The following is a 14711-nucleotide window of genomic DNA, read 5'->3' as shown; positions in this document are numbered from 1 at the left end:
TTCTACCGGTCCGGCGATCACATCATCATGAGCGATATTCACGTTAAATCCGCGCATGCTCCAATAGCGCACAGGTTTGCTATCATCCCGGCCCTTCGTCATGGCCTTACCGAGTAGTCCAAATGTCCGATCGCAGCGTTCGCCTTCAAGCTCTCAAGCACGCCCTCAAAGAGCGCATTCTGATTCTCGATGGCGGTATGGGCACGATGATCCAGAGCTATAAGCTCGAGGAGCAGGATTACCGTGGCAAACGCTTCGCTGACTGGCCGAGCGATGTCAAAGGCAACAACGACCTTCTGGTGCTGACGCGCCCGGATGTGATTGGCGGTATCGAAAAAGCCTACCTGGATGCCGGCGCCGACATTCTCGAAACCAACACCTTCAACGCCACTCAGATTTCTCTGGCCGATTACGGCATGCAGGGCCTGGCGTACGAATTAAACGTAGAAGGTGCACGGTTGGCGCGCAAGGTCGCCGACGCCAAGACCCTGGAAACCCCTGACAAGCCGCGCTTCGTCGCCGGCGTGCTCGGCCCGACCAGCCGCACCTGCTCGCTGTCGCCAGACGTGAACAACCCCGGCTACCGCAACGTGACGTTCGATGAACTGGTGGAGAACTACACCGAGTCCACCAAAGGCCTGATCGAAGGCGGCGCCGACCTGATCCTGATCGAAACCATTTTCGACACCCTCAACGCCAAGGCTGCGATCTTTGCCGTGCAAGGCGTGTTCGAAGAACTGGGCATCGAATTGCCGATCATGATCTCCGGCACCATCACCGACGCCTCCGGTCGCACTCTGTCCGGCCAGACCACCGAGGCCTTCTGGAACTCCGTGGCCCACGCCAAGCCGATTTCCGTCGGTCTGAACTGCGCCCTCGGTGCCAGCGAGCTGCGCCCGTACCTGGAAGAGCTGTCAAACAAGGCCAGCACCCACGTCTCGGCGCACCCGAACGCCGGCCTGCCGAACGAATTCGGCGAGTACGACGAATTGCCGGCGCAAACCGCCAAGGTCATCGAAGAATTTGCCCAAAGCGGCTTCCTGAACATCGTCGGCGGCTGCTGCGGCACCACGCCGGGCCACATCGAAGCCATCGCCAAGGCCGTGGCCGGTTATGCGCCGCGCGAGATTCCGGAAATCCCCAAGGCTTGCCGCCTGTCGGGCCTGGAGCCGTTCACCATCGATCGCAACTCGCTGTTCGTCAACGTCGGCGAGCGCACCAACATCACGGGTTCGGCCAAATTCGCCCGCCTGATCCGCGAAGACAACTACACCGAAGCCCTGGAAGTCGCCCTGCAGCAGGTCGAGGCCGGCGCCCAGGTGATCGATATCAACATGGACGAAGGGATGCTCGATTCGAAGAAGGCCATGGTGACCTTCCTCAATCTGATTGCCGGTGAACCGGACATCTCCCGCGTACCGATCATGATCGACTCCTCCAAGTGGGAAGTGATCGAAGCCGGCCTCAAGTGCATCCAGGGCAAGGGCATCGTCAACTCCATCAGCATGAAGGAAGGTGTCGAGCAGTTCATTCATCACGCCAAACTGTGCAAGCGCTATGGCGCTGCGGTGGTCGTGATGGCCTTCGACGAAGCCGGTCAGGCCGACACCGAAGCGCGCAAGAAAGAAATCTGCAAACGCTCCTATGACATTCTGGTCAACGAAGTCGGCTTCCCGCCGGAAGACATCATCTTTGACCCGAACATCTTCGCCGTGGCCACCGGCATCGAAGAACACAACAACTACGCCGTGGACTTCATCAACGCCTGTGCCTACATCCGCGACGAGCTGCCGTATGCGCTGACGTCCGGCGGCGTGTCCAACGTGTCGTTCTCGTTCCGTGGCAACAACCCGGTGCGCGAGGCGATTCACTCGGTGTTCCTGCTGTACGCGATCCGCGCCGGGCTGACCATGGGTATCGTCAACGCCGGCCAGCTGGAGATCTATGACCAGATCCCGGTGGAACTGCGTGACGCCGTGGAAGACGTGATCCTCAACCGCACCCCGGAAGGCACCGACGCCCTCCTCGCCATCGCCGACAAGTACAAGGGCGACGGCAGCGTCAAGGAAGCCGAGACCGAAGAGTGGCGCAACTGGGACGTCAACAAGCGCCTGGAGCATGCACTGGTCAAGGGCATCACCACCCACATCGTTGAAGACACCGAAGAGTCCCGTCAGTCCTTCGCCCGCCCGATCGAAGTGATCGAAGGTCCGCTGATGTCCGGCATGAACATCGTTGGCGACCTGTTCGGCGCCGGCAAAATGTTCCTGCCGCAAGTGGTGAAATCCGCCCGCGTGATGAAACAGGCGGTGGCCCACTTGATCCCGTTCATCGAGCTGGAAAAGGGCGACAAACCGGAAGCCAAGGGCAAGATCCTGATGGCCACGGTGAAAGGCGACGTGCACGACATCGGCAAGAACATCGTGGGTGTGGTGCTGGGTTGCAACGGCTACGACATCGTCGACCTCGGCGTGATGGTACCGGCGGAGAAAATCCTCCAGGTCGCCAAGGACGAAAAGTGCGACATCATCGGCCTGTCCGGCCTGATCACCCCGTCGCTGGATGAAATGGTCCACGTCGCTCGCGAGATGCAGCGCCAGGACTTCCATCTGCCATTGATGATCGGCGGCGCGACCACCTCCAAAGCGCACACGGCAGTGAAGATCGAGCCCAAGTACAGCAACGACGCCGTGGTGTACGTCACCGACGCCTCCCGCGCCGTCGGCGTGGCCACGCAGTTGCTGTCCAAGGAACTGAAGGCCGGTTTCGTCGAGAAAACCCGGGAGGAATACATCGAAGTCCGCGAGCGCACCGCCAACCGCAGCGCCCGCACCGAACGCCTGAGCTACGCCGCGTCGATTGCGAAGAAACCGCAGTTCGACTGGAGCACCTACGAGCCGGTCAAGCCAACGTTCACCGGCACCAGGGTGCTGGATAACATCGACCTGAAAGTACTGGCCGAATACATCGACTGGACGCCGTTCTTCATCTCCTGGGACCTGGCCGGCAAGTTCCCGCGCATCCTCCAGGACGAAGTGGTCGGTGAAGCCGCCACCGCGCTGTACGCCGATGCCCAGGAAATGCTCGCCAAACTGATCGACGAGAAACTGATCAGCGCCCGTGCGGTGTTCGGTTTCTGGCCGGCCAATCAGGTGCGCGACGATGACATCGAAGTCTATGGCGATGACGGCAAGCCCCTGGCCAAGCTGCATCACCTGCGTCAGCAGATCATCAAGACCGACGGCAAGCCGAACTTCTCCCTGGCCGACTTCGTCGCACCGAAAGACAGCGAAATTACCGACTACGTGGGTGGTTTCATCACCACCGCCGGTATCGGTGCCGAAGAAGTGGCCAAGGCCTATCAGGACGCTGGCGACGACTACAACTCGATCATGGTCAAGGCCCTGGCCGACCGTTTGGCCGAGGCCTGTGCCGAGTGGCTGCACCAGCAGGTGCGAAAAGAACACTGGGGCTATGCCAAGGACGAAACCCTCGACAACGAGGCGTTGATCAAGGAGCAATACACCGGTATCCGCCCTGCCCCGGGCTACCCGGCCTGCCCGGATCACACCGAGAAAGCCACGCTGTTTGCCCTGCTCGACCCCGAGGCCCGCGAAATGCACGCCGGCCGCAGTGGTGTATTCCTCACCGAGCACTACGCGATGTTCCCGGCGGCAGCGGTCAGCGGCTGGTACTTTGCCCACCCGCAAGCGCAGTACTTTGCCGTGGGCAAGATCGACAAGGACCAGGTGCAAAGCTACACGTCGCGTAAAGGTCAGGAGCTGAGTGTGACTGAACGCTGGCTCGCACCGAACCTCGGCTACGACGACTGAAACGCCCATGAAAAAAGCCTCGCGCTGCCGGAAGAATCGGCACCGCGAGGCTTTATGGGCACTATCGTTTAACTGTTGGAAGGACCCGGTTTGGGCTCGGCGACCGACGAGCGCTCAATCGCTTCGACCTCTTTTCGAGACAGCTCGATCAGCTTGCCATTGCGGTTGGCGGCCAGATCAAACAGCTGGCTCATCAGTGCCGCATCGTCAACCGCCTGGCCCTCCTCTGGAGCCATGGCCGCCTCGTCGATTTTCCTCACCGCTTCAGGGTGCGTCTCGCGCAGATAACTCATCCAGTAGTCGCGCTGAATCAGGTCTTCGTAAAAGGCATCGGACCGCTCGGCATTCATGACCGCAGTACGAGCATCCGCCAATTGTTGAGGCGATACGCCCGAGGCGTAGGTCATGTGCTTCGGCTGCCCGGGCAAGTCCAGTCCGTCGCTCCACCCCCGTGTCAGTCCGATTCGATAACCCAGGCGTACCTCTGCCTGGTCCTGGCCGGCATGGATAGCGGCCTTGCTCGCCAGGTCATCGACCTTGTCCAGCCGGAACAGTTGCCTGGACAGGTTCAACAGCGCCCGACCTTTCGCCCCCGCACGCCCGACAGGAATGTCGAGCAAGGCATTGTGGGTGAACACTGTGCTTTCCAGTGCACTGAAGGTCAGGATTCGGCCGTCGACACAGGTGCCATGGGTCGTGGAACTGGCGAACAGCACTTCCCTGAGCTCGGCATTGCTCGCAGCGGCCTCAAGCACAGTCCACACCCGACGGGTCAAGTCCGCGTTCGCCACCTGGAACTCCCGCGTGTCCTGCAAGCGTGAAAGCAAATGAAAGAACGCCGCATTATCCGGCTCGGCCGCGAGCTGATTCCAGATCCGCGTTTTGCCGGGCAGTTCCTCGGGGGCCGCGCTGGACAGCCAGGGTTTGCTTTGCTTAGCGTCGGGCTGCTCATCCGGCAGTTCCTCATCCGACTCGACGCTTTCATCTAATTCCTGGCCTCGGTCAGCCGCGTCCTCGATCATTTCGTCCAGCTCCGAACGGGAAATCCCCAACACCGTGTCATGCACGCCTGCCTCACGGAAGCTCCTGAGTCGCTCGAGACTTTCCGGCAACAGGTTGTAGTTATCGCTCAGGTCGGTGCCGGCGATCAGCGTTTCATGGCTGCCATCCAGCGCTGGCTGAGGAATCGACGTGATGTCGTTGCCACTGAGGTTCAGGATCCCGAGGTGATCGGCGTCGAGCACGCCTTCGGGCCACTCGGTCAAGTTGTTGTTGCGCAGGTCAAGGGTCTCCAGCCACTGAAAATACGAGACATCAAAGGCCTCCAGTTCGTTGTAGCTCAGGTCCAACCGGCGCAAGCGCTCCAGATGGCTCAATGACGAAAACAGCGACTCGGTGTCGCGTAACCGGTTGGCAGACACCGACAGGTGTTCAAGCGTGCTCATGGATTGGAGGGGCTCGGGCAACATTTCCAGATCATTACCGTTGAGTTCCAGGGTTTCCAGCTGGGTAAACGCCTTGAGGAAGCCGTTGGAACCCTGCGCGGTCATCCTTACCCCGGTCAGGTTCAGGCTGACCACATGGGGCAACTTCACCGGTAGCTCAGGCAGATCGCCCAATTGCAGGCCATTGAGACTCAGCACAGAGGTGGCACCGCCGTCACCGACCATCAGCCCTTCGCCCCAGCATTCGACAATGCGCAAGGCGGCCAGCCTGCGGCTGCGGGATGAAATCACCCAGCCCGGGCCACGGGATTCCCGGGTGTACAGCCAATCATTCAACTTTCGCCTCAACGCGGCGGATGTCTGCTCCCAACCGTCGATGCGCTGCAGAATCTGCACCTCGTTGGCGCCGTTGGCGCGCATCCGCTCGATCATTTGCATGGCCTCATCCTTCGCGAGTGTCGGCCGCAGCCCTTGCAAACGCTGGACAGTATCGCCAACGCCTGCTGCCCCGGTTTTGGGCAATGGCAACAGCTCATCGACTATCGAGAAACCGCTCTCGGATGGCGGAAACGTCATGGGTATCGGCTCCCGGGCGAACCTTTCCAGCGCTCCGCTCGGCAGCCCTTTGGCAATTTCCATTCGCTCCCGGGCGACTTTGAGCGCGGCCTTCGCTTGCTGACTCAACGCTGCGCCTTCGAGGTTGACCGCCAGCAAGCTCTCGCTATGCAAAACCGCTTCCGGCAGCGCAGTGATCTTGCTGTCGCGTAAATCCAGCCACACCAGCTGCGGCAGACTTTGCGCACCGGCCGGCCACTCCTGCAGATCTGTCCCCCGCAAATTCAAGGCCTCGAGCTCCTCCATGGCGCTGACGTCCAGCGTATGCACCGGGTTATCACTCAAGTCCAGGGATCGCAGCGCGTGCAGTCCGTCGAACCCCTGTTGCACCGCAGGATGGACAATGATCCGGTTGCCGGAAAGATCCAGTCGGGTCAACTTCGCCAGATCGCCCGGCGCGACCGGCACGTCGGTCAAGCCACCGCTGCGCAGGTCGAGTCGTCGCAGCTCGCTGAACCCGCGCACGAAGCCACGCACTTGTTCGGCGGTGGCTTGCGCGCCATTCAGGTACATCGTCTCGACCTGCGGGAATGCACCTTGCGGCAGTTCAGGAAACCCGCTGAGGTCCAGATTCGACAGGTCCAGCACCGAAGCCTCGATTGCGGCGCCATAGCGATTGAATGCGCCGTTACGCCAGCAGGCTCTGATCGAAGCCGTTGCCATTGTCCGCTTGACCACCTCATGGACGTCCATTCGCGCATCCATCGACTGCAGGATCCAGCTACTGAGTTGTTGATCCAGCAACTGGTATTGCCCACTCATGGCCTCGATCGCCTCGAACCTCGCCTGCGCGTGCGGCCACTGTTGGAGAAACTGGCTGAACAGATCCTCGGGCGACCTGCTGAGGCCTTCACCCAGGCGCCTCAATTCACTCCTGCAATAGCCCCGGACCATCTCGTCCAGGTCCATCAGGTGTTGTGGATGGTTCTTGACGTACTCATACGCGGGCTTGAAGTTTTCGCGAGGAAAATTCGACCAGTCCAGGGACAGGCCGGACCACAGCTTTTCATGCCCCTCGAAGATGCCGTCGGGGAGTGTCCGGATGCCGGTGCCTCGAAGGTTCAGACGTTCAAGATGAGGCAGTTCAAGCACACCGGCAGGCCACTGGTCCATGGAAGGCGCCTGCACTTCCAGTATGCGCAGATTGCGGAGCCGAGTGACGTCCAACGCCATCGCAACGCCCCAGGTTGAATACACACTGAGTTCTTCAAGCCTGGTCAGGGCACTCAGTCTCGCCGGCATGTCTGCCGCGTAGGGAGTGGCCGAATACAGGCTCAGCCCCGTGAGTTCCTGTAGCGCGCCCAACGACTCGGGTACATTGCTGAAGCCGTTTCCTGTGGCATTGATCTTAAGGTTTTTCAGCCGGGGGAACCGCCCCGACAGCCCATCTACGGCGGCATCCGTGACGCACCGCCCGCTCATCTGCAGATCGGTGACGTGTGAGAAATCCGCCAACAACGGCGGAAGCGGATCATCGCAAACCAGTTCAAGGGAGCTGAAACGGGGGTGCTGGGCGGCCAATGGCGCGTTGCGCCAGCATTGCTTGATGTTGCGTGCGACGGCGGCCTTGCCCCCCAGCATCGAATGCAGGACGGATTGCTCTGCCCCCCCTGCGACCCATTCATCAAGCGTGAATTGAAGTTGTTCCCACTCACGCGCCCGCGCCTGCAACAGGTTGTATATCTGCGCGTCGGTTTTCCCCGCCCGCAACTGCTCAAGGATGAAGCCATTGGCTTGCTGATCTGTCAGCGCCGGATAAACATCCTGCACCCGCGTCGCCAGTGAAGGATTGACGCCTTGCCCGCGACCGCTGGCGTAGTACCCCAACTGCCGTTCATTGATCCGCACCGGCGGTTTGAAGGCCCGGTTGTGACCGTTGCGCGTTTCCAGCAGACGGGCCAGTTCAGCCCGATTCCCCGTGGCGTAGCGGACGATGGCCGTGCGCAGTTCAGCGCCCTGCGCGACATGCGGCATGCCCAGCGCCTGGCGGGCTTCATCGGGCAAGGCATGCATGATGGAGGCATAAAAGTTGTCGCCCTGGCGGGGGACCCCGTTGAGCTCTTCGCCTCGCTCATCAAACGCCTGGTAGGCCGGCCCTTTCTTGACCAGATACTTGCGACTCACAGCCGTCTGGCTACCGATTCCATCGATGAGCGGCCCGTCAACATCACCGTCGCGGACTTCCAGGCGCACCCCATCGGACCAGCCCGGCAGTTTTTCCAGCGAGCGCAGCGCCAGCCATCGGGTGTCGGCCGATGCCATGTTCTCCAGGTGCAGACCGGAAAAGGCAACACTCACACGCCCCTGTTCCACGTACCAACGGGCTTGCTCCAACATGCTCAAGGGAACACGCCGCGTTGCTTGCCAGCGTGACAGTTCCTCGGCGCTGGCATCCATCAACACGCGTTTCGCAGCGGACTCTCCAAGTCCAGGGCATGCACGCTGCAACTGTGCCACCGGTTCCGCCACCGCATCAGGTGTTCCCGGATCGGCGACGAACAGTTCCAGCGCCTCCGTCCACTCAGGTGGCGGAGGCAAATGATCCAGGTGCATCTTGCGCAACGCATTGTCGTCGACACCGCTGGCGTCAGCGATCTTGAGCAACTGTTCGTCGGTCAGGTCCTGCGTGCTGTGCCCCATGCGCCGCAACAGGGTCAGGCGATCCCAATCGAGGGGACGCTCCAACGTGTGGCGCCAGGCGCCATGACCGTTATGCTCCAGCAGCGGCTGCCAGGCCTGTGCATCGGTTGGGTGCTTGATTCGCCACTGTTTCAGCGTCGTCTCAAAGGTTGTCTCGTAGGTTTTACCCGCCTGACGAATGAAGGTCCGGTCGTTCAGCCGATACAGTCCCTGGGCGTCCGGGCCGGCGTCATGATCCAGCGCGACGTCACATTCATAGGCCTTCAGGTCAGGTCTCCATAAGCGCGTCTTGCCGTCGGCGCGCCGGACTTGTTCCAGATGCTCGATCACAGGCTCCGGCTTCACCGCGGCCAACCGGCCAACGCCTTTGCCCATGCCCGCCATCAGGCCGATCAGCGCCAGGTTTTCCGCGACGTCAATCAGATGCGCCTTGGCCGCAACGCGATCGCCCTCGCTCCACTCGACCACGCCCTCGAACGACTCGTACAGCAGTTGCCCGGCCATCACCGTCAGCATGACCTCGCCCAGCACCGGCACGAACATCGACACCATGTTCAGGCCCAGCATGCCGAGCTGCAGCAGATGATTGAGCTTTTCCGCCCGCGCCTTCGCATCGACATCCGCCGTGGGGACCGCATGACTGCGCGCGTCGGCGATGACTTTGGCGCGGCTTTGTTCGTAGAGATAGGTCCACAGGTCGGTGTTGGCGGACCAGATGCCCGCTACCCCTTCCCGGGTAGTGCCGAAGGGATCGAGGTAAGGGTCTTCGACCGGCTCCCGTTCAAACGGTTGCTCGGGAGGCAACTCCTTGATGCCGACGAACGTTGAAAAGGGCGGAACCACCCGCGCGACTTTCACCCAGATGGAGTGCAACGGATCGGTCGCAGCCCCCGCTGCCTTGCGGGTGAACTGGTTGAAGTAGTACGGACGGTCAGCATAGGCCACGAACTGGCTGAAAAAGCGTTGGTAGGCCGTAGGCTCACTCGCCGGCCGCGTCGCATCCCGGGCCGTGAACTGCTGCTTGAATGCCTCGCGCAACTGCGCGGTACTGCAACGCCTGAGCGGTTGCACGGGGTCGTGGGGGATGTAGACGATGAACTCGCTGGTGTAGCGGTACTGTTCGCTGATACTGAACACGACGCAGCCGGTCATTCTGCGCTTCATCAATATCAGGTCGCGAAACCATACCTGTTTATGGCCCAGCCGAGGGTGGACCTCACCGTTGATGACCGAGAGGATCATTGTGTAGTCGTCGGGTTCGATGTCCTTTTTCAACAAGGCCTGTTCGGCGGCAGCCCTCAATGCCGCTTTCTGGCTGGTGATAAAGCTGCGACGCAGGGAATGTTCGGCTTGCACATCCGTCGGCTGGAAAAACGCTCGCACATGGGTTTGATACTGGGCGCCAATATCCAGGCTGCGGCATAACGACAGGAACTGCCTGACCGTCAGGTTAAGCGCGGCAGCCTGGAATGTGCCGGGCGTGGCTGTCTCGACGACAAACCCCGACTGCTCATGAAACGCGCCCGCTTCGCACTCGGACGCCTCGAAGTTATGCAGCGCCGCTTGCAACAACGATAGCTTCAACACCTCGAAGCTAGACAGTTCGATCTCCAGAACGCCGATGTCCAGAGGTCGCCTCAGACACAACAACGTATTGTGAACGTCAACCTCTACGCCGAGGAGATCCTTCAAAGCCTTGATCAGCAAGGGCTCGGCAAAGGTTTCGATGTCTTGCAGCGGCGACATCGTCTTGTCCAGCACGGTCTGCGCCGCAAAACTGCTTTTATAACTATCCGTCAGCGCCCGTTGTTGCTCGGGGGAGGCACGCAGATACCAGTCGGGGGGCTGTGTGCCGGCGACACTGATCGCGGTCCGTCTGGTCGGTACGGCATCGATCAGCCAGCCAGGCGTCATTTGTTTGAGTAACTCGCTGTGGATGCTGTGTTGCCCTGGCTGCAGCGGTTTAGACGGCGGCGAAGTAGAGGGTAAGGTGGACATGCTGTCGCTCCTGATAAGTGGATCATCAGGACACCATTTCCAACTGGCCCGTCTGCGTTAGATAAATATGGCTTCAACGGCAATATGTAACTGACAGCGTCAATCGCGCAACGGCACGAATCGGCGGATTGGCTATGCTTGGGGGACCTACTTTAAAGCGGGGGGATTTATGGACGATCCAGTCGACAACAAGCCACCGTCGTTCTGGCAGATGCTGCACAGCGTCGTGGCGGCTGCATTCGGGGTGCAAAGCGGAAAAAACCGGGCGCGTGATTTTACCCACGGCAAACCCAGCCATTTCGTAATCCTGGGGGTGCTGTTCACGGCCGTGTTCGCGCTGACGCTGTTCGGCATCGTGAAGCTGGTGCTGGTTCTGGCCGGGCTATGAACGGAATCAGTGCATCAGGGCTTGCAGGCTGAACGGATATCGATAAGACACCGGCTGCCCCTTGGCCGAGAATTTGTGAAAATCCACACCGAATTTTTTCTCGCTGCCCAACGCCAGCAGTCGCTTGGCCTGTGCCCGATCAATCACCTGCAATAACGAAATCTGCCGGTCGCGACCGCCATAACGGCTGAAGTCGACGCCCTGATTGTAGTCATGCAGCTGCACCAGGGCCCAGCCGCCCAGAGTGAAATGACCGCCCAGCAACACGCTCAGCCGATTGTCCAGCAACGCGTGCAACGCAGCCGGTGAATTGTTGATGGCGCTAAACAGCGCATCCTTGCCGGGCTTTCCGCCCGTCTCTTCGAAAGCCTGCATGGCGCCAAAGCTCATTTCGTCGTTGGCCGACCAGACCAGGGATGTCTGTGGGTAGCGCTTGAACAGAAGCTTGGCCTGTTCATAGGCCCGCGCACGGGTCCAGCCCCCGTAAACCAATTGTCGCAAGCGCACTTCAGGGTGTTCGGCCAACGCCCGTCGCATGCCTTTCTCTCGCAACTGCGCGGACGGAGTGATTTTCAATCCGGAGAAGGCCAACAGGTCAATCGTCTGGCCGGGGGCGACAGGCGGATGCAGGCGAATCAACTCCTTGAGCATCCGGTAGCCGCCCTCCTCATCGTTGGGCACCAGGCTGCCCACCCAATCGGGATACTTGTCAGGGCGTGCGCTGAGCAGGTGCATCTGGTCCGAGCTCAGCGCGTTATTGACCAGGAACAGCTTCACGCCGCTGCCCTTTGCCAGACGCAGGATTTCGGGCGCGACACTTTCCTCGTTGACGAATACCAGATAATCCGGGCGATGGGGTCCAAGCAGGGCTTCGCGCGCCTGTGCGATGGCGACTTCGGCGGTCCGGTTGGAATACAGGATGCGCAGGTCGATGTGCAGATCATCGGCCGCGGCCTGCATGAATTGCGAGTAGCTGGTCCAGAAAAGTTCCGTGGGCGTCCCCGGATTCAGGAACAGCACAGACTCCGCCCGGGCAAAAGACCCCACGACCATACCCAGCGCCAGTAATGCACCACATAGAAACTTCAACATTTATCGTCCGAGCCCCCGGAAATCCGCCGCGCATTATAGCCAGCGAACGCCCGCAAAACGGCGTTTATTCCGTTTTTTGTCCGACAATCGTCGGAAGTTGGCCCGGACGGGGTCGTTTATTGATGACTGACCCAATATACCGCTGTGCCGACGACCAGAATGATCAGGAACAGAATCGCCCAGGCATCGACCGTGCTATCACTTTTTGTCGCTTTGGTAGGGTTGCTCATTGCATCGCCTCTTGTCGGTTTTATCGGTGATTGCATAAAGACTCGATCACAGTAAAGACGACGTTTGCCCGCACCACAAACAGGGTCTTTGCTACAACGATCCTCATTAGGCGATTTGGTTCTTTACATATACTCAAACATCACTTTTGCGCATAACTGCAAACTGGTATCTTGCCCCGGCTCCGTACGGAGTGCGCGGCCGTGCGCGCAGAATTGCCGAGGTATCATCGGACTCCAGCAAGCAACAAACGCCGCTGTTTCCGACCGGCCCAAGCCTGAGAACAGGACTTATATGTACGTATACGACGAGTACGATCAGCGGATCATCGAGGACCGCGTCAAGCAGTTCCGTGATCAGACCCGACGCTATCTGGCAGGCGAGCTGAGCGAAGAAGAATTCCGCCCCCTGCGCCTGCAGAACGGGCTTTACATCCAGCGCTTCGCGCCGATGCTGCGTGTTGCGGTGCCTTACGGCCAACTGACTTCGCGCCAGGTGCGAATGATGGCCAGGATTGCCCGTGACTACGACAAGGGCTATGCCCACATCAGCACCCGGCAGAACGTGCAGTTCAACTGGCCGGCGGTGGAAGACATCCCGGACATCCTGGCTGAACTGGCCACCGTGCAGATGCACGCGATCCAGACCAGCGGCAACTGCCTGCGCAACGTCACTACCGACCAGTTTGCCGGCGTCGCTGCCGACGAATTGATCGACCCGCGCCCATGGTGCGAGATCGTCCGCCAGTGGACCACGTTCCACCCGGAATTCGCCTACCTGCCACGCAAATTCAAGATCGCCATCAACGGCTCGACGTCCGACCGTGCCGCCATCGAAGTCCACGACATCGGCCTGGAGCCGGTGCACAACGCCGCTGGCGAACTGGGCTTCCGTGTGCTGGTCGGCGGTGGCCTCGGCCGTACGCCGGTGGTGGGCGCGTTCATCAATGAATTCCTGCCGTGGCAAGACCTGCTGAGCTACCTCGACGCCATCCTGCGGGTTTACAACCGCTACGGTCGTCGCGACAACAAGTACAAGGCGCGGATCAAGATTCTGGTCAAGGCGCTGACGCCTGAAATCTTCGCCCAGAAAGTCGATGCGGAAATGGAGCACCTTCGCGGTGGCCAGACCACCTTGACCGAAGCCGAAGTGCATCGCGTTGCCAAACACTTCGTCGACCCGGACTACAGGGCCCTGGACAACCAGAATGCCCAACTGGCCGAGCTCGACCAGCAGCACCCGGGTTTCGCCCGTTGGCGCGCACGCAACACCCAGGCCCACAAGCAGCCGGGCTATGTCTGCGTGACCCTGTCCCTGAAGCCGACCGGCGTGGCACCGGGCGACATCACCGACAAGCAACTCGACGCTGTCGCCGATCTGGCCGAGCGCTACAGCTTCGGCCAACTGCGCACCTCCCACGAGCAGAACATCATTCTGGCCGACGTCGAGCAGGACAAGCTGTTCACCCTGTGGGGAGAATTGCGCGAGCAAGGCTTCGCCACGCCGAACATCGGTTTGCTGACCGACATCATCTGCTGCCCGGGCGGTGATTTCTGCTCCCTGGCCAATGCCAAGTCGATCCCGATCGCCGAATCGATCCAGCGTCGTTTCGATGATCTGGACTACCTGTTCGATATCGGTGAGCTGGACCTGAACATCTCCGGTTGCATGAACGCCTGTGGTCATCACCACGTGGGTCACATCGGCATTCTCGGGGTGGACAAGAAAGGCGAAGAGTTCTACCAGGTGTCCCTCGGTGGCAGCGCCAGCCGCGACGCCAGCCTGGGCAAGATCCTCGGCCCGTCGTTCGCCCAGGACGACATGCCGGACGTGATCTCGAAGCTGATCGACGTGTACGTGGAACAGCGTACCGAAGACGAACGCTTCATCGACACCTATCAGCGTATTGGCATCGACCTCTTCAAGGAACGCGTCTATGCAGCGAATCATTAAGAACAACGAGGTCGTCGACGAAACCTGGCACCTGCTGCCCAAGGACTTCAGCATCGACGAGATCACCAACTGCGACGACTACATCGTCCCGTTGGCACTGTGGCGCGAACACAGCCGTATGCTCAAGGCCCGCGATGGCGGCCTGGGCGTATGGCTGGATGCTGATGAAGAAGCCGAAGAGATCGGTGACGACGTGGCGAACTTCAAGGTCATCGCCTTGAACTTCCCGGCCTTCACCGATGGCCGCAACTACTCCAACGCCCGTCTGCTGCGTGACCGTTATGGTTTCAAAGGCGAACTGCGGGCGATTGGCGATGTGTTGCGCGACCAGTTGTTCTATCTGCATCGTTGCGGTTTCGATGCCTTTGCATTGCGTGCCGACAAAGATCCGTATGAAGCGCTGGAAAGCCTCAAGGACTTCTCGGTGACCTATCAGGCCGCCACCGACGAACCGCTGCCGCTGTTCCGTCGCCGTTGATCGTCACGCCTTGAACCCTTTGCGGGGTTCAAGGCGTTTTA

At 60.3% G+C, this 14711-nt stretch carries 6 protein-coding genes; 4 read left to right on the top strand and 2 right to left on the bottom strand.

All coding sequences use genetic code 11. The features are described 5' to 3' along the window. Positions 1-122: 122 nt before the first annotated feature. Entirely contained in the window at positions 123-3833 is a 3711-nt protein-coding gene (gene metH / locus JQF37_RS01390; protein ID WP_130204066.1) for a methionine synthase, read from the top strand. 68 nt (positions 3834-3901) lie between these two features. Here the strand turns inward: metH and JQF37_RS01385 are convergent, their stop codons facing one another. Continuing rightward, positions 3902-10531 carry an NEL-type E3 ubiquitin ligase domain-containing protein gene (locus JQF37_RS01385; RefSeq protein ID WP_130204067.1) on the bottom strand — a complete coding sequence of 2210 codons (6630 nt, stop codon included), beginning with the start codon at positions 10529-10531 and terminating at the stop codon, positions 3902-3904. 169 nt (positions 10532-10700) lie between these two features. Here JQF37_RS01385 and JQF37_RS01380 point away from each other — a divergent pair, with 169 nt between their 5' ends. After that, the gene (locus JQF37_RS01380; protein WP_103405769.1) at positions 10701-10919 is read left to right on the top strand and encodes a DUF2970 domain-containing protein; all 219 of its coding nucleotides are present in this window, start codon (positions 10701-10703) and stop codon (positions 10917-10919) included. Positions 10920-10925: 6 nt separating this feature from the next. Here the strand turns inward: JQF37_RS01380 and JQF37_RS01375 are convergent, their stop codons facing one another. Then, a complete protein-coding gene (locus JQF37_RS01375; RefSeq protein ID WP_130204068.1) occupies positions 10926-12011 on the bottom strand; it encodes an ABC transporter substrate-binding protein in 1086 nt (361 codons plus the stop codon). Between the two features lie 522 nt (positions 12012-12533). Here JQF37_RS01375 and JQF37_RS01370 point away from each other — a divergent pair. Both JQF37_RS01370 and JQF37_RS01365 read left to right on the top strand, forming a co-directional pair. Next, positions 12534-14192, top strand: a complete 1659-nt coding sequence (locus tag JQF37_RS01370; RefSeq protein WP_130204069.1) for a nitrite/sulfite reductase — start codon at positions 12534-12536, stop codon at positions 14190-14192. Then, on the top strand, positions 14176-14670 hold the full coding sequence (locus JQF37_RS01365; protein WP_047529786.1) for a DUF934 domain-containing protein: 495 nt from the start codon (positions 14176-14178) through the stop codon (positions 14668-14670). The genes JQF37_RS01370 and JQF37_RS01365 overlap by 17 nt, the downstream gene beginning before the upstream one ends. Positions 14671-14711: the final 41 nt, after the last annotated feature.

Origin of the sequence: Pseudomonas sp. MIL9 (assembly GCF_016887925.1) — a bacterium.
Lineage (GTDB): Bacteria > Pseudomonadota > Gammaproteobacteria > Pseudomonadales > Pseudomonadaceae > Aquipseudomonas > Aquipseudomonas mohnii.
This window is presented reverse-complemented; position numbering and strand designations above follow the sequence as displayed.